17 protein-coding genes and 1 tRNA gene are annotated in these 15,116 nt (G+C 69.3%); 9 read left to right on the top strand and 9 right to left on the bottom strand.

Annotation, left to right across the window (positions count from 1 at the left end):
- Positions 1 to 85: 85 nt before the first annotated feature.
- The 4 genes from ABZ297_RS00490 to ABZ297_RS00505 all read right to left on the bottom strand — a co-directional run bounded on the left by ABZ297_RS00490 (position 86) and on the right by ABZ297_RS00505 (position 3,668).
- On the bottom strand, positions 86 to 1,315 hold the full coding sequence (locus ABZ297_RS00490) for an MFS transporter (protein WP_355337099.1): 1,230 nt from the start codon (positions 1,313 to 1,315) through the stop codon (positions 86 to 88).
- A 281-nt stretch (positions 1,316 to 1,596) separates the two neighbouring features.
- Positions 1,597 to 2,439 (bottom strand): phosphotransferase, encoded by an 843-nt coding sequence (locus ABZ297_RS00495; protein ID WP_355337101.1) that lies wholly within the window; start codon positions 2,437 to 2,439, stop codon positions 1,597 to 1,599.
- 198 nt (positions 2,440 to 2,637) lie between these two features.
- Positions 2,638 to 2,711, bottom strand: a tRNA-Pro gene (locus ABZ297_RS00500).
- A gap of 63 nt (positions 2,712 to 2,774) precedes the next feature.
- On the bottom strand, positions 2,775 to 3,668 hold the full coding sequence (locus ABZ297_RS00505) for a metallophosphoesterase (RefSeq protein WP_355337103.1): 894 nt from the start codon (positions 3,666 to 3,668) through the stop codon (positions 2,775 to 2,777).
- A gap of 59 nt (positions 3,669 to 3,727) precedes the next feature.
- On the opposite strand from ABZ297_RS00505, the gene ABZ297_RS00510 reads away from it, so the two are divergent.
- Entirely contained in the window at positions 3,728 to 4,183 is a 456-nt protein-coding gene (locus ABZ297_RS00510) for a GatB/YqeY domain-containing protein (protein WP_355337105.1), read from the top strand.
- A 258-nt stretch (positions 4,184 to 4,441) separates the two neighbouring features.
- Positions 4,442 to 4,801 carry a nuclear transport factor 2 family protein gene (locus ABZ297_RS00515; RefSeq protein WP_355337107.1) on the top strand — a complete coding sequence of 120 codons (360 nt, stop codon included), beginning with the start codon at positions 4,442 to 4,444 and terminating at the stop codon, positions 4,799 to 4,801.
- A gap of 353 nt (positions 4,802 to 5,154) precedes the next feature.
- Here the strand turns inward: ABZ297_RS00515 and ABZ297_RS00520 are convergent, their stop codons facing one another.
- Positions 5,155 to 7,341: a transglycosylase domain-containing protein gene (locus ABZ297_RS00520; protein WP_355337109.1), complete on the bottom strand. Its 2,187-nt coding sequence runs from the start codon at positions 7,339 to 7,341 to the stop codon at positions 5,155 to 5,157.
- Between the two features lie 279 nt (positions 7,342 to 7,620).
- Between ABZ297_RS00520 and ABZ297_RS00525 the strand changes: the two genes are divergently transcribed.
- Positions 7,621 to 7,917 (top strand): WhiB family transcriptional regulator, encoded by a 297-nt coding sequence (locus ABZ297_RS00525; protein ID WP_148036282.1) that lies wholly within the window; start codon positions 7,621 to 7,623, stop codon positions 7,915 to 7,917.
- 44 nt (positions 7,918 to 7,961) lie between these two features.
- On the opposite strand, the gene ABZ297_RS00530 is transcribed toward ABZ297_RS00525, so the two are convergent.
- Positions 7,962 to 9,095, bottom strand: coding sequence for an ArsA family ATPase (locus ABZ297_RS00530; protein ID WP_355337111.1), 1,134 nt, complete (start codon positions 9,093 to 9,095; stop codon positions 7,962 to 7,964).
- Positions 9,092 to 10,093 carry an ArsA-related P-loop ATPase gene (locus ABZ297_RS00535; RefSeq protein ID WP_355337113.1) on the bottom strand — a complete coding sequence of 334 codons (1,002 nt, stop codon included), beginning with the start codon at positions 10,091 to 10,093 and terminating at the stop codon, positions 9,092 to 9,094. Before ABZ297_RS00535 ends, ABZ297_RS00530 begins: the two co-directional genes overlap by 4 nt.
- Before the next feature lie 127 nt (positions 10,094 to 10,220).
- Between ABZ297_RS00535 and ABZ297_RS00540 the strand changes: the two genes are divergently transcribed.
- The 4 genes from ABZ297_RS00540 to ABZ297_RS00555 are packed head-to-tail and all read left to right on the top strand — an operon-like array spanning position 10,221 to position 12,481.
- Positions 10,221 to 10,376: a hypothetical protein gene (locus ABZ297_RS00540; protein WP_165959776.1), complete on the top strand. Its 156-nt coding sequence runs from the start codon at positions 10,221 to 10,223 to the stop codon at positions 10,374 to 10,376.
- Positions 10,373 to 10,831: a RidA family protein gene (locus tag ABZ297_RS00545; protein WP_355337115.1), complete on the top strand. Its 459-nt coding sequence runs from the start codon at positions 10,373 to 10,375 to the stop codon at positions 10,829 to 10,831. The genes ABZ297_RS00540 and ABZ297_RS00545 overlap by 4 nt, the downstream gene beginning before the upstream one ends.
- A 49-nt stretch (positions 10,832 to 10,880) precedes the next feature.
- Positions 10,881 to 11,693, top strand: a complete 813-nt coding sequence (locus ABZ297_RS00550; protein ID WP_355337117.1) for an NUDIX hydrolase — start codon at positions 10,881 to 10,883, stop codon at positions 11,691 to 11,693.
- Positions 11,690 to 12,481, top strand: coding sequence for an MBL fold metallo-hydrolase (locus tag ABZ297_RS00555; protein WP_355337119.1), 792 nt, complete (start codon positions 11,690 to 11,692; stop codon positions 12,479 to 12,481). Before ABZ297_RS00550 ends, ABZ297_RS00555 begins: the two co-directional genes overlap by 4 nt.
- On the opposite strand, the gene ABZ297_RS00560 is transcribed toward ABZ297_RS00555, so the two are convergent.
- Entirely contained in the window at positions 12,463 to 13,143 is a 681-nt protein-coding gene (locus ABZ297_RS00560) for a Crp/Fnr family transcriptional regulator (protein ID WP_350804576.1), read from the bottom strand. The genes ABZ297_RS00555 and ABZ297_RS00560 overlap by 19 nt on opposite strands.
- A gap of 75 nt (positions 13,144 to 13,218) precedes the next feature.
- Here ABZ297_RS00560 and nth point away from each other — a divergent pair, with 75 nt between their 5' ends.
- Together nth and ABZ297_RS00570 are read left to right on the top strand one after the other, a co-directional pair.
- Positions 13,219 to 13,920 (top strand): endonuclease III, encoded by a 702-nt coding sequence (nth, locus tag ABZ297_RS00565; RefSeq protein WP_355337122.1) that lies wholly within the window; start codon positions 13,219 to 13,221, stop codon positions 13,918 to 13,920.
- A 39-nt stretch (positions 13,921 to 13,959) separates the two neighbouring features.
- Entirely contained in the window at positions 13,960 to 14,607 is a 648-nt protein-coding gene (locus ABZ297_RS00570) for a CoA pyrophosphatase (protein WP_355337124.1), read from the top strand.
- On the opposite strand, the gene ABZ297_RS00575 is transcribed toward ABZ297_RS00570, so the two are convergent.
- Complete coding sequence (locus ABZ297_RS00575) at positions 14,584 to 15,102, bottom strand: HEAT repeat domain-containing protein (RefSeq protein WP_355337126.1); 519 nt, start codon at positions 15,100 to 15,102, stop codon at positions 14,584 to 14,586. The genes ABZ297_RS00570 and ABZ297_RS00575 overlap by 24 nt on opposite strands.
- Positions 15,103 to 15,116 lie beyond the last annotated feature (14 nt).

Genomic DNA, 15,116 nt, shown 5'->3' on the forward strand with positions numbered 1-15,116 from the left:
GCGCATCAGCGGGTCCGTGGCGGCTCGCGCTGCCGGGCGGGCACCGCGGGCCGGTCGGCGTTCAATCCCTCTTCTCCATGGGCGATCACAGATCGAACAGGTCGTGTGCGGCGAGTCCGGCGGGCCGGGCGGACCACAGCATCGACACGCCCCAGCCGCCGAGCGCGACGACGGACGTCATCACGCCACAGAGGACGAATCCGGCCGAGACGTCGGCCGCGGTCAGCACGGGAAGCAGCAGCATCCCGACCGTCTCTCCGGCCCTGACCACGGTCACGTCCAGGCTCATCAGCCGCAGCCGCACCGGCTGCCGGAACGCCGACAGGCGGGTCAGCAAGATGACCGACATGTACGGCGTGGTGATCCCCAGCAGCACGCACAGGACGAGCAGCGCCGTCGGAGAGGGCGCGATCCCGAGCGAGGCGACCATCAGGCCACAGGCGGTCCACGCGCCACAGTACGAGCCGGGGAAACGGCCGATCGAAGGCAGGTTGCCCACCAGCACGTTCCCCAGCAGCGCGCCGGCGCCGATGCACGCCGAAGCGCCCGCGTACGTGCCTGCGCCCTCGTGCAGATGCACGGTGACCAGGATCGGCATCGCGATCGTGACCGTCGTGAACAGCGTCGCCACGCCGTGGACTGCCACGGCGCCCGCGATGTCCGGGTGCGCGCGCAGCAGCGGACGTATCGGCGACGTGGCGGACGGGGTCACCCCCGACCCCGCGACGGTGCCGGCTGCCCGCCGCCCGAGCCAGGCCAGCGCCGCCGCCGACACGATGAAGGTCGCGCCGTCGATCACGTACAGGACGGTCGCGGGCAGCGACGCCAGCAAGAGAGCGGCCCCTCCGGGCCCCGCGAAGCGGGCGATCCGGTCGGCGGAGTCCAGGAGCGCCACCGCCTGTCGCACCTGATCCGGCTGGACGAAACCGGGAAGCAGCGCCTTGAGATTCGGCTCGAACAAGGCTCCCAGCAGCCCGTTGACACCGGCCACGACGAACAGCCCGGCGAGGTCCGGCCCGGCGACCGCCCACCAGATCGGTAGCGCGATCACCACCAGTGCTCGTGCGAGGTCGATGACGGCCAGGGCGGACAGCGATGCCAGCCTCGCCAGCAGCCGCCGTCCGGTGACGCCGACGATGACGTACGGCAGGGCTCCCGTCAGGGCGACGAGGCCGAGCAGGGCCGTGGAACGCGAGGTCTGCCACGCCAGCCACACCACTGCGAGCATGTACAAGCGGTTCCCGACAACGGAGAACGTCTGCGCCGCCCACAGGGCGCACAACCTCCGGTGGCGCAGCAGCCGCGCATACCGCATGGCCGTCGTCCTCAGCCGGGGGTGGGCACCCGCGGGCCCACAGCTTGGGGCGCGGCTGGGCACACGAGCGCGCATCCTCTCCACGAACCGTCGTCCGGCGCGACCTGCGCCCAGGACGGCACGTACCTACCCGGTTACGAAGAGTGACTAACCGGGTGGCGGTCCCGCTCGACGGTCGTGGCAAGGCCCGCTCCACAGGTCTTGGACCCTGGCGGGCGCCCCGCTCGCTCGCGGGCCTTCCAGGTGTACGCCCTTGTCCCGTCACCTATCCGTGCGAGCCCTTAGGCGTCTTTCTCAAGCCAGGCGACGATGCTGCGCACGTACCCCTCGACGTTCGTCAGCGGACGGCCGTCGAGGATCCCGACGAGATGCCCCACGTCGAACGGGGCGTCGTAGATCCGGGCGCGGCGGTAGGTCTCGGGATCCACGGCCTTCCTGACATTGTCCCAGCCATGCCAGGCCATCAGGGCAGCGTCAATGGCGGGATCGAACAGATGGGCCTGGTCCCAGTCCAGGACGCCGACCAACTGCCCGTCCTTGCTCCAGTGGACGTTGGAGCCGCATAGATCGCCGTGGACGAGCGCATCCGGTACGGGATCTAGGTCGCGCGCCGCTTCGAGACGCCCGCGGCATTCGTCGCGCCACCTCTCCGGCAGGCGCGGAATGACCTGCTCGGCCAGGAGCTCGGCCCAGCCCTTGTCCCTCGGGGCGTACAGCAGTTCCCTCAGGCGTGGGGTGATGGCGACTTCCCGTACAGCGCGCAGCAGCTTCCTAATCTGGTCGGGGTCGCCCTGCCCCTCGGGTTGCTCCTCGCCGTCGACCCAGGAGACGGCCACCGCCGTACGCTCGTCGAACCGGGTCACGGGTGTGAGCGGCTCCGGCACCTCGAAAGGCAGCCCGGCCCGCGCGACCTCGCGCAGCACCTCAATGCGGCGCGGCATCTCCTGAGCCGACGACGGCCGCTTGTTCACCCGTACGGCCGCCGTTCCCGGGAGGAGTACGACGTGGTGCAGGTTGCCGGCCGTGATCCGGGCGTCGTCAAGGGAGTGGCCGGGGAGCAGGGCGTCGGCGATCTCCAGCAGTTTCTCGGCGGTGGGTTCGGCGGGCTGAGGAATCATGGTCATGCCTTCACGAAGATCCATGTCGCTGCGAGGTTTTGGGAGGCTAAGTGCCGCTGAGGCGATCCAGGAGAGAGAGTAGCCAGCGCCCATCGGGCTAGGTTGCCGAGCTCTCCAGGGCTGTAGTCACGCAGTTAGTCACTCAGCACACAAGTAAGGCCGCTTCCGATCTTCGGAAGCGGCCTTCTACCTGGTCAAACTGTGTCGGGGTGGCGGGATTTGAACCCACGACCTCTTCGTCCCGAACGAAGCGCGCTGCCAAGCTGCGCTACACCCCGGTGCACGCCGTCTTGCGCGTGCTTGGGAAAGTCTAGCGGACTTCGCGGGTGCTTGTGACCGCCTCAGCGGCGCGGTACGAGGGTCAGGAGCGAGGCCTCCGGGAAGCAGGCGAAGCGCGCCGGGGCGTACGGCGAGGTGCCGAGACCGGCCGAGACGTGCAGCCAGGCGGAGTCGTGGCGGTGCAGGCCCTTGACGCGGGCCGTGTCGATGCCGCAGTTGGTGACCAGGGCGCCGTAGAACGGGATGCACAGCTGCCCGCCGTGGGTGTGGCCGGCCAGGAGGAGCTGGTAGCCGTCGGCCGCGAAGCGGGTCATGTTGCGGGGTTCCGGGGAGTGCATGACGCCCAGGCGGAGGTCGGCGTCGGCCGGGGCGGGGCCCGCCACCAGGTCGTAGCGGTCGCGGTTGATGTGGCTGTCGTGGATGCCCGCCACCGCCACGTCCAGGTCGCCGACCTTGACGCGGGCCGTGGTGTTGTTCATGTCCAGCCAGCCCTCGGCCGCCATGCCCGCGCCGAGCTCCTCCCACGGCAGCGAGGGGACGTGCTGACGGCGGTCGTTCTTGGACGTGCGCCACAGGTAGCGGGCCGGGTTCTTGGGCTTGGGCGCGTACAGGTCGTTGGAGCCGTACACGAACAGCCCGGGACGCGACAGCAGCGGCTCCAGGGCGTGCAGGAGCGACGGGACCGCGTCGACGTGGGCGATCGAGTCGCCGGTGTTGACGACCAGGTCGGGCTCGAGGTCGCCGAGCGAGCGGACCCAGTTGATCAGCATCCTGCGGCGCGGTGTCAGGTGCAGGTCCGACAGGTGGAGGATGCGTACGGGACGCTGCCCGCGCTCCAGCACCGGGACGTCGAAGCGGCGCAGCCGGAACCAGTTGCGCTCCACGACCGAGGCGTAGCCCAGCCCGGCCACGCCGAGACCGAGCAGGGACAGGGGCACTGCGACGGCTTTCCTCACCTCTTCATGATGCCCGACATCAGGCACGGGCCGTCCGCGTTGACGGCAAGATGGACGTCATGAGCGCATTGAAAGACAAGCTGAAGGCCGATCTGACGGCCTCGCTGAAGAGCCGGGACGAGGTCCGTCTCCGGACGATTCGGATGGCACTGGCGGCGGTGAACGTCGAAGAGGTCGCAGGCAAGGAGGCCAGGGAGCTCTCCGACGACGAGATCATCAAGGTGCTGACCAAGGAGGCCAAGAAGCGGCGCGAGGCGGCGGAGGCGTTCGGCAACGCGGGCCGCGCCGAGCAGGCCCAGGCCGAGCTGGACGAGCAGGCGGTGCTGGAGGAGTACCTGCCCGCGCAGCTCTCCGACGAGGAGCTGGGGCGGATCGTCGACGAGGCCATCGCGGAAACCGGCGCGTCGGGGCCGCAGGCGATGGGCCAGGTCATGAAGGTGGTCAACCCGAAGGTGGCCGGACGGGCCGAGGGCGGGCGCGTCGCGGCCGCCGTCCGGTCCCGGCTCACCTCCTAGGCAGGCCTCCGCCGGAGGCCGAAGGCGCATTCGAGGGGTCGTCGCAGCACAGGTGATCATTTGCTGGCGGCAGTGTGCATAGCGGGATGGGTCACCGGTGGGTGTCCTTCCGAGGGCGGCCGGTCCGCTCCGGGAAGGACGCCCGCCACGCCGACAGTGCTTTCGTCAGAGATCGCAGAATCTCTGGCTGTACCTGCCAGAAGACGTCAGGTACAGCTGGCAGCGTGGGCGGCACACCTCACAAAAGGAGTTGGCTGGATGAGCGGCATCGAAAAGACCCTGGTAGAACTCGAGCAGCGGATGCTGGACGCTGACGCTGCCTATGACGAGAGGTTCTTCGAGGAGTACTGCGCCGACGACTTCGTAGCCATGGGGCACTACGGCATCGTGTCCAGGCAGCAGGTTCTCGACATGTACGTCAAGGGAAGCGGGAACCCGGACCGGCGCAACCGAGCACACGATGTTGTGGTCAAACCGCTCGGCGACGCAGGAGCCGTGGTCGCCTACAAACTGACAAGCACCACCGGCGACGAGACGTCCTCATGGCATGCGTCGACGGTCTACCGCCGGACCTCCGAGGGCTGGCGCGTCGTCCTCCTCCACCAGACACCCATGTAGGTGCGGCATGCCGTGATGACGTTCGCGCCGCCGTACCCACTGATCGGCCCCACTGACAGCTCGCCGAATTCCGCCGGGTAAGTCACGCCACCAAGCCACAAAGTCACGGCCACGCTGCGGCATTGCGTCCGCCATGTCAGGCGTAGGTTGCCAAGAGCTCGGCGAGGCGCTTCTCCCGCACCCGGTCGGCAATGGAGATGCGCTCGTCTTCCTGCAGGAAGCGGGGCACACCAGAAGGGGGCCCCGCCGGTCGTTTGACCGGCGGGGCCCCCTTCTTTTTCGCCTTGTTCGGTGCCCTGCCGTTCCGCCACCGCTTCCTGGTCCGCAGGTTGATCCCGACCGGGGCGGACGGGTCAGCGCCGCCAGCGCCCGTGTCCGCGGTCCTGCCTCTGGTTGCCGTTGTCGTTCATGTTGAACGTGGTGAACGGGTCGTTGGGGTCAGGGGGGCCGCCCTGGTCGTCCTTCTTCTTCTCGGGCTTCTTGGGGGCGCAGTTGTCGCCGCAGCCGCCGAAGCGGGAGCTGTCGACCGGGGTGAACGACGCCGCCTCCACCCCCTTGAGCGCCTGCAGCATGGACGCCTTCCAGATGGGCCCGGAGATCGAGGCGCCGTACACGTAGGGGTAGTACCGCCCGCCGATGGTGACGCCCATCAGCCGGTGGTCGAACGCGCCGCGCGGGTCGCCGAGGCTGACGGCGCTGGACAGGTTCGGGGTGTAGCCGGCGAACCAGGCGGCGGTGTAGCCGTCGGTGGTGCCGGTCTTGCCGGCGGCGTCCCTGCCGATGCCGCCGACCTCGCGCATGGTGCCCTTGGTGAACACGCCCGACAGGATGCCGCTGACCGCGTCGGCGACCTCCTCCTCCATGACCTGCGAGCACTTGGGCTTGTACTGGGTGGTCTTGCCGTCGCGGGCGGTGATCTCGGTGATCGCCAGCGGCTTGCAGTACTTGCCGCGGGAGGCGAAGACGGCGTAGGAGTTGGCGACGGTGACCGGGTCGACCTCGTTGATGCCGAGCGTGAACGTCTCGTACTCGCCCAGCTTGGCGCCGTCGGCCCGCTTGAGCCCGAGGCGCTTGGCCATCTTGACGACCTTGCAGAGCCCGACGCGCTCCTCCAGCTTGAGGAAGAACGTGTTGACGGAGCCCCAGGTGCCGGTCTGCAGCGTCTTGAACCCCTCGCTGCTCTCGCTGGAGTTGCTCACCGTGTGCGACGGGTCGCCGACGCGCTCGTTCTTGCAGTTCTTGAAGGAGCCGTAGCCGGGCGCCTGGTAGGTGGCGGGCGACGGGAAGCCGTCGTTGTACTTCAGCCCCTCCTCCAGCGCCGTGGCCAGCGTGTACGGCTTGGCCGTCGAGCCCTGCTGGAAGCCGCCGCCTCCGCCGTGCCTGCCGTCGGCGACGACGTTGTAGCTGATCTCGTTCTTCTTCTTGTTGCTGCCGAAGTCGCGGGACGCGGCCATCGCCTTGATCTCGCCGGTGCCCGGCACGATCATCGCCTGGGAGGCGACGGGCTTGTCCTTGGTGCTGACGTACTTCTTGATCGCCTTCTCGGACGCTTCCTGCATCTTCGGGTCGATCGTCGTCTTGATGGTCAGCCCGCCCCGCTGGAGCAGCTTCAGACGTTCCTGCGAGGTCTTGCCGAACTCCTCGTTGCTCAGGATCTCGTTCTGGACGTACAGGCAGAAGTACGGGTACTTGCTGACCTCACAGCCGCCGGGCACCTTGGTGTCCTTGAAGCCGAGCTTCTTGGCCTTGGCCTCGGTGGCCTGCTGCGGAGTGATCTTGCCGAGCTGGGCCATCCGGTCGAGCACGACGTTCCGCCGGGTCAGCAGCGCATCTCTGGACTTCTTGCTGACGTTCGGGTCGGTCCTGTTCGGGTTCTGCACGGCGCCCGCCAGCGTGGCCGCCTCGACCAGGTTGAGCTCGGACGCGGGCTTGCCGAAGAAGCGCTTGGACGCGGCCTGGATGCCGTGCGCGCCCGCACCGAAGTAGGCGATGTTGAGGTACTTCTCCAGGATCTGGTTCTTGGAGTACTTCTTCTCGATCGCCATCGCGTAACGCAGCTCGTTGAGCTTGCGCGACAGGGTCGGGGCGATGGCCGCGGCCTGCTCCTCGGGGGTCTCGGCGGCGTTGAGCAGCACCTGCTTGACGTACTGCTGGGTGATGGACGAGCCACCCTGCGTGACGCCGCCGCTGGTGAAGTTCTTGGCCATGGCGCGCACGGTGCCTTCGACGTCGATCGGGCCGTGCTGGTAGAAGCGGAAGTCCTCGATCGAGATCAGCGCCGTCTGCATGATGGGGGCGACCTTGTCGAGGGTCACCGACTGGCGGTTCTCGAAGAAGAACTGGGCGATCTGCTTGCCGTTCGCGTCCTGCAGGATGGTGCGCTCGGGTAGCGGAGGCTCGTCGAGGTCCTCCGGCTTGAGATTGATCTCTTCCATCGCGGTCTTGGCGGTGACGCCCGCGCCGCCCACGGCGGGCAACGCGATGGCCGCCGTCAGCACGCCGGCGGCGGCGCCGGCGACGACCAGCCGCACGACGCTCACGAACGGAGAGGAACGATCTTTACCCTGAGCTTGCACAGAACCAAGAGTACGTCGAAAGAGTGACCTTATCGGTAGGCAGGCACCATTTCGCCTTGACTGGCGGGGGTGACTAGTCATTCCCGGTCAAGAGTCCGCCGAGAAATTGGTCCTCTGGGGTCTGTCGGCCCGAACGGGTAGTTGCGTACGTTCTCCTCTGCGGCAACTGAATACGGAGGCTCGGCGCCCGCGCCCGTCGGCCCCAAATGACGACTGACCACCTAAGGGGAGTGGGGTCGAAAAATGTGGATCACGGATTGGACCTCCCGTGCCGCCTGTCGAGGTGCGGACCCGGACGCTCTGTTCGTCCAGGGGGCCGCGCAGAACAGGGCGAAGCTGATCTGCCGAGGATGCCCGGTCCGTACCGAATGCCTCGCCGATGCGCTGGACAACCGCATCGAGTTCGGCGTCTGGGGCGGCATGACGGAACGGGAACGCCGGGCTCTGCTACGGCGGCGGCCAGACGTGGACTCGTGGCGTGAGCTGCTCGAGTCCGCCAAGGAAGAGTACGAACGAACCAACGAGCTGATCGCGGGCTGACCAGGTCCCGACACGTACGGCCGGCCTTGTCGCCGGCCGTACTGTCATGCGCTCGCCAGGAGCTCTCCGATCCTGCGGAGCCCCGTCAGGTCGTGGACGTCCTCCGGCATGGCCCGCACCCGGGTGACCGGGACGGTGGGGTGAGCCGAGAGGAAGTGCTCCTGCTCGCGGTGCTCGCGGGCGGCGAGCTGCATCCTGCCGGTGTGCAACCGCAGCACGGCGGAGGTCAGCTCGTGCTCGCCCCGAGCCTCCAGGTCCTCGGCCGCGGCGGCGCTGCGGGCGGCTGAGAGCGCCGGCGCGGGCGACTCGTGCACCCGGTTGACCACCAGCCCGGCCAGCGGCATGCGCTCCTCGGCGAGCCGCTCGACGAAGTAGGACGCTTCGCGCATCGCGTCGCGCTCGGGCGCGGCCACCACCACGAAGGCCGTGCCCGGCGCCTGCAGCAGCTGGTAGGTCATCTCGGCGCGCTGCCTGAAGCCGCCGAACACCGCGTCGAGCGCCGACACGAACGTCTGCAGGTCCTTGATCACCTGTGCGCCCAGCAGCTTGGTCATCGCACCTGCGACGAGCCCGAACCCGGCGTTGAGCAACCGGAACGCGCTCCGCCCTCCTACCTTGGCAGGGGCGGTGAGCAGGCGGATGAACCGGCCGTCGAGGAAGCGTCCGAGGCGTTCCGGGGCGTCCAGGAAGTCGAGGGCGGAGCGCGACGGCGGGGTGTCGACGATGATCAGGTCCCACTCGTCGGAGCGGCGCAGCTGGCCCAGCTTCTCCATCGCCATGTACTCCTGCGTGCCGGCGAAGCTGGACGACAGCGACTGGTAGAAGGGGTTCGACAGGATCTGGCGGGCCCGCTCGGGGTCGGCGTGCGCCTCGATGATCTCGTCGAAGGTCCGCTTCATATCGAGCATCATCGCGAACAGCTGCCCGCCGTTCCCGTTCCCGTTGTCGCTGACCAGCCGGGGCGTGTTGTCGAGCTCGGTGAGCCCCATCGACTGGGCCAGGCGGCGGGCCGGGTCGACGGTGAGGACGACCGCGCACCTGCCGCGCTCGGCGGCGCGCAGCCCCAGCGCGGCGGCGGTGGTGGTCTTGCCAACGCCGCCGGCGCCGCAGCACACGACGATCCTGGTGCCGGGGTCGTCGAGGATCGCGTCGACGTCGAGGACGGCGGGCTTCTTCACGCTGCTCCCTGGTTGCGGATGCTCTCTGCCAGTTCGTACAGCCCTGCGAGGTCGACGCCGTCGGCCAGGAGCGGCAGCTCGTAGCGGGGCAGCGAGGCCGCCTCCAGCGACTCGCGCTCCGCGCGTTCGAGCGCGGTGCGGTGCGCGTGCTCGACGACCTCCTCTGCCAGCGACTCTGCCACCGCGGACGCGTCGTCGTTGTCGGCCAGCCCGGCGGCCTTGAGGCCGAGAGCGAGCTCCCCGACGTCGAATCGACCTTTGACAGCGGTGTCAAGTACGGCCTGGGGGAGGAGTGATTCGCGCACCATATTGATGAAAATCCCACCAGGAGGCAGCCCGGCCGAACGCAATTCGGCGACGCCGTCGAGCGTCTCCTGGACCGGCATCTCCTCCAGCATGGTCACGAAGTGCACTGCTGTTTCCGGAGATTTCACCACGCCGTGGACCAAGTCGGAGTGATTCTTGATCGGGCCGACCTTGGCCAGCCCTGCCACCTCCTGGGTGACGTTCAGGAAGCGCGTGATGCGGCCGGTCGGCGGCGCGTCGAGCACGACCGCGTCGTAGACCCGCTTGCCGTTCCTGCCGCGCCTGCGCACCGCCTCGGTGGTCTTCCCGGTGACGAGCACGTCGCGAAAGCCGGGGGCGACGGTGGTGGCGAAGTCGACGATGCCCATCTTGGTCAGCGCGCGACCCGCCCGGCGCATCCCGTAGAACATCTCCATGTACTCGAGCATGGCCTCTTCGGGGTCGATGGCCAGCGCGTACACGTCGCCGCCGTCGAGGGCCACGGCGATGCGGCGCTCCTCGTACGGCAGCGGTGGCCTGTCGAAGATCTGCGCGATGCCCTGCCGGCCTTCGACTTCGACGAGGAGTACCTTACGGCCGCCCGAGGCGAGCGCGAGAGCGAGGGCGGCGGCGACCGTCGTCTTGCCGGTGCCGCCCTTGCCGGTGACGACGTGGAGTCGCACGCCGTCCCAATCCGTGTCCCGAGAGTCCACGTTTCGAGGCTACCGAACGGTCATTTGCCGTTAGCCGACAACCACCCTTTGAGATTGCTCACACTATGGTGTGCCGCGTTCAGCGGTGCACCACAGGCTGCGGGTCTGAGCGCCTACGCTTGCCCTCATGAAGAAATGGGAGTATCTCACGGCCCCCGTGCTGATCCACAACACCAAGATGATCCTCGACAACTTCGGTGCTGACGGCTGGGAGCTGGTCCAGATCCTGCAGGGTGCCACGCCCGAGCAGCTTGTCGCCTACTTCAAGAGGGAGAAGCAGTGACCCCCGACGAGAGGCTCGCGGAGCTCGACCTGACCCTGCCCGAGGTGGTGGCGCCGCTCGCGGCCTACGTGCCGGCGGTCCGCACCGGCGACCTCGTCTACACCTCGGGCCAGGTGCCGATGGTCGAGGGCAAGCTGGCGCAGTCCGGCAAGCTCGGCGCGGGCGTGAGCCTGGAGGAGGGCGCCGCACTGGCCCGGATCTGCGCGCTGAACGCGCTGGCGGCGCTGAAGTCCGAGGTCGGCGACCTGGCCAGGGTCAAGCGCATCGTCAAGGTCGTGGTCTTCGTGGCCAGCGACCCGGCCTTCACCCAGCAGCCGCAGGTCGCCAACGGCGCCAGCGAGCTGCTCGCCGACGTGCTGGGCGACGCGGGCAGGCACGCGCGCAGCGCGGTCGGTGTGGCCGTGCTCCCGCTGGACGCTCCGGTGGAAGTGGAGCTGATCGCGGAGGTCTTCTGAGAGTCCGGATATGTCACCATGACCGAGTGATGTTCTAGAAGGAGGTCATGTGGCTGGTCTTCCGCTCCCAGAAGAATTCGCCGAACGCGCGCGGGACATCCTTTCCGGACGCGTCGAGCCGGTCCCCGCGCGGGACGCCGCCACGGTGGTGGTCCTGCGCGGGGGGCGCCGGGGCCCCGAGGTGTACCTGCTCAGGCGGAAAGCCACGATGGCCTTCGCGGCCGGCGCGTACGTCTTCCCCGGTGGCTCGGTCGATCCGCGCGACACCGACCAGGCCGTGGCCTGGGCCGGGCCGTCCCCGAAGGAGTGGGGCGAGGTCTTCGGCGCCGAGGAGAGGGGCGCGCGGGGGCTGGTCTGCGCCGCCGTGCGTGAGACGTTCGAGGAGTCGGGCGTCCTCCTGGCGGGGCCTGGGCCCGGCTCGGTGGTGGCCGACACCACCGGCGACGAGTGGGAGGCCGACCGCCTCGCGCTCATCGACAGGAGCCTGTCCTTCGCCGACTTCCTCGCCAGGCGCGGCCTGGTGCTCCGCTCCGACCTGCTCAAGCCCTGGGCCCACTGGATCACCCCGGAGATCGAGCCGCGGCGCTTCGACACCCGCTTCTTCGTCGCCGTGCTGCCCGAGGGCCAGCGCACCCGCGACGTCGGCGGCGAGGCCGACCAGGTGACCTGGAAGCGTCCGGTGGCGGCGCTCGACCTGGCACGCCGGAAGGAGATCTTCCTGATGCCGCCGACCCACCGCACGTTGACCGAGCTGTCCGCCTTCGACACCGTCGAGGACGTGCTGGCGGCTCCACGGGAGATCGTCACGATCCTTCCGAGGGCCGTGGAGATCGACGGCCAGATGCGGCTGCTGACGTCATGAGCGGCCTGCACATCCCCCTCGACACGCCCGACGGCTCCCGTACGGAGCACGCCGAGAACCTGCTTGCACCCAACCCGTCGCCCATGACCCTCGACGGCACCAACACCTGGGTCATCGGCGGCCCGGACGAGGTGGTCGTCGTCGACCCGGGGCCCGACGACGAGGCGCACCTGCGCCGGGTGCGGGAGCACCTGGGCGAGCGCAGGGTCGGCGAGATCCTGCTCACCCACGGGCACCTCGACCACAGCGGCGGCGCCAGGCGCTTCGCGGCTCTGGTCGACGCACCGGTGCGGGCCCTCGACCCGCGCCACCGGCTCGGTGACGAGGGGCTCGCCGACGGCGACGTGGTCACCGCCGGTGGCGTGGAGATCCACGTGTACGGCACGCCGGGGCACTCGTTCGACTCGCTCTGCTTCTGGCTGCCGTCGGACCGGGCGATGCTGACCGGCGACACCGTTCTCGGCAGGGGCACCACGATCATCGCCGACGACGGCGGCCTGGCCGACTACCTGCGCAGCCTCGACCGGCTCAGGGCGGCGGCGGAGAGCCTGGAGGCGCGGGCGCTGCTGCCGGGCCACGGCCCGGTGCTCCCCGACCCGATCGGGGCGCTCGACGGCTACATCGCGCACAGGCGGCAGCGGCTCGACCAGATCAGGGCGGCGCTGGCGCAAGGAGCGCGAACCCCGCGAGAGATCGTCCGCGCCGTCTACGCGGACGTGGACGAGGCGCTCTGGCCCGCCGCCGAGATGTCGGTGCGGGCGCAGCTCGACTACCTGGAGCGGTTGTAGAGCCGGTCGATGTCGAGAATGACCACGGCCTTGGCCTCGATGCGCAGCCAGCCGCGCTGGGCGAAGTCGGCCAGTGCCTTGTTCACCGTCTCGCGCGAGGCGCCGACGAGCTGGGCCAGCTCCTCCTGGGTGAGGTCGTGGTGGACGCGAAGGCCGTCCTCGGTCTTGGCGCCGAACCGCTCGGCGAGGTCGAGGAGCTGCTTGGCGACCCGTCCGGGTACGTCGGTGAACACCAGGTCGGCGAGCACGTCGTTGGTGCGGCGGAGCCGCTGCGCGAGCGCCCGCAGCAGGTGCAGCGCCACCTCGGGGCGGCCGGTCAGCCACGGGCGCAGGTCGTCGTGGCCCAGCCCGGCCAGCCGCACGTCGGTCAGCGCGGTGGCCGTGGCCGTGCGCGGCCTGGGGTCGAACAGGGACAGCTCGCCGAACATCTCGCTCGGGCCGAGCACGCTGAGCAGGTTCTCCCTGCCGTCGGGTGAGGTGCGCGAGAGCTTGATCTTGCCTTCGAGCACGACGTAGAGTCGGTCGCCAGTCTCGTTCTCGTGGAAGAGCGTCTGTCCCTTGGACAGCTGCACCTCGGTGATGCTCGTGCGCAGCGCGGCTGCGCTCTCGCGGTCGAGCGCGGCGAACAGGGGGGCCTTGCCCAGCACGTCGTCGGTGTTCACTGTGCCTCCTTGCCTGCCATTGTGACGCACCCCACTGCATAGGTCCCAAGTGGCCCTTGCGCATAGGCTATGGGGATGCCAACTGAGTCCCGGCTCGCCCTGGTGCGTCGTGCCCGCCGGATGAACCGGATCCTGGCGGAAACCTACCCTGACGCGCACTGCGAGCTCGACTTCGGTAACCCGCTCGAGCTGCTGGTCGCGACGATCCTCTCGGCGCAGTGTACGGACAAACGCGTCAACCTCGTCACTCCCACCCTATTCGCGAAATACCCTTCGATAGCCGACTATGCGGCGGCGAATCCCGCGGACATCGAGGAGATCATCCGCTCCACCGGCTTCTTCCGGGCCAAGACCAACAGCATCATCGGCATGGCCCAGGCCGTCCGCGACCGTCACAGGGGCGTGGTGCCGAAGAGGCTGAAGGACCTGGTCGAGCTGCCCGGCGTGGGCCGCAAGACGGCCAACGTGGTGCTCGGCAACGCCTTCGGCGTCCCGGGCCTGACCGTCGACACCCACTTCCAGCGGCTCGTCCGGCGCTTCGGCTGGACCGACGAGACCGACCCGGTCAAGATCGAGCACCTCGTGGGCGAGCTGATCCCCAAACGCGAGTGGACCGTCTTCTCCCACCGGGTGATCTGGCACGGCCGCCGCATCTGCAACGCGCGCAGGCCCGCCTGCGGCGCCTGCCCGCTCGCCGCGCTGTGCCCCTCGTACGGCACCGGCCCCACGGACGCCGACGAGGCCGCCAAGCTCGTCAAGTCCGGCCCGTTCTCGTAACCGGGGAAGTCTCCGGATGTCCCGCGTGTTGGAGGATGCGTGACCGAAGTCCCCCGCTGGCTAGAGAATCTGGCGGCGCAGGCCATACACACCGTTGTCCCCGCTGGTCTGCGACCGCCCGCGCAAGGCGGACGCGAGGCGGCGGTGCTGCTGCTGTTCGGAGAGGGGCCGCTCGGGCCCGACGTGCTGCTCATCCAGCGCAGCACCCGCGGGCGCAGGCACGCGGGGCAGCCCGCATTCCCCGGCGGCGGCGTCGATCCCGGCGACGGCGGGCCGGTGCAGGCGGCGCTCCGCGAGGCGCAGGAGGAGACCGGGCTCGACCCCAGCGGCGTGAGCGTGCTGTGCACCATGCCCGAGCTTTACGTCTGGCACAGCCACAACCGGGTCATCCCGGTCGTCGGCTGGTGGCGCACGCCGTCCGCGGTGCACGCCGCCTCACCCGACGAGGTCGACTCCGTGGAGCGGGTGCCGATCGCCGAGCTGGTCGACCCGGACAACCGGCTCAACCTGCGCCACCCCAGCGGCTTCGCCGGGCCCGCCTTCCAGGTGCGCGGCATGCTGGTGTGGGGGTTCACCGCGATGGTGCTGGACTCCGTGCTGCGCTCGAGCGGCCTGGAGCGGCCCTGGAACCTCGAACGGATCGAGGACCTACCACCCGACGTGCTAAACCTTTCTGGCCGTGGCTAGCGCCACGCCGAGGGAGGCCCATCCGGCCACGTCCGCGTCGCTGTCGGAGGCGAGCCTGCGCAGCGTGGCCAGCCCGGCCGGGTCGGGCGGGCTGCCCAGCACGTGCTGGAGCGCGTAGGCCGCGCCGTAGCGCACCCTGGCGTCCTCGTGCCCGGCCAGGTCGATCACGGACGGCAGCGAGCGCGGATCAGCCAGATGGCCGAAGGCGATCAGCACCGAGTAGAGCACCATCGCGTCGCTCTCGCTGGCCGCGAGGTAGCGCAGCACCGGCAGCGTGCGGTCGACGAACATCCCGAGCATGCCCAGGATGTCCACGCCCAGCAGGCGTTCGCCGACGCTCTCCGCGGCGCACAGGCGACGGGCCTCGATGAACGACTCCAGATCGCCCCGCCTCTGCAGCACGGAGATCGCGTGCCAGCGGACCGGCCCGTCAGGATCGGGATCGCCGAGAGCAGCCTCGATGAGTTCGCGGACTGTTCCCCCGATCGGCGACATGCCAGCCAAGGTAG

This window comes from Nonomuraea sp. NPDC005983 (assembly GCF_040614375.1).
In the GTDB taxonomy this organism is placed as follows: Bacteria; Actinomycetota; Actinomycetes; order Streptosporangiales; family Streptosporangiaceae; genus Nonomuraea.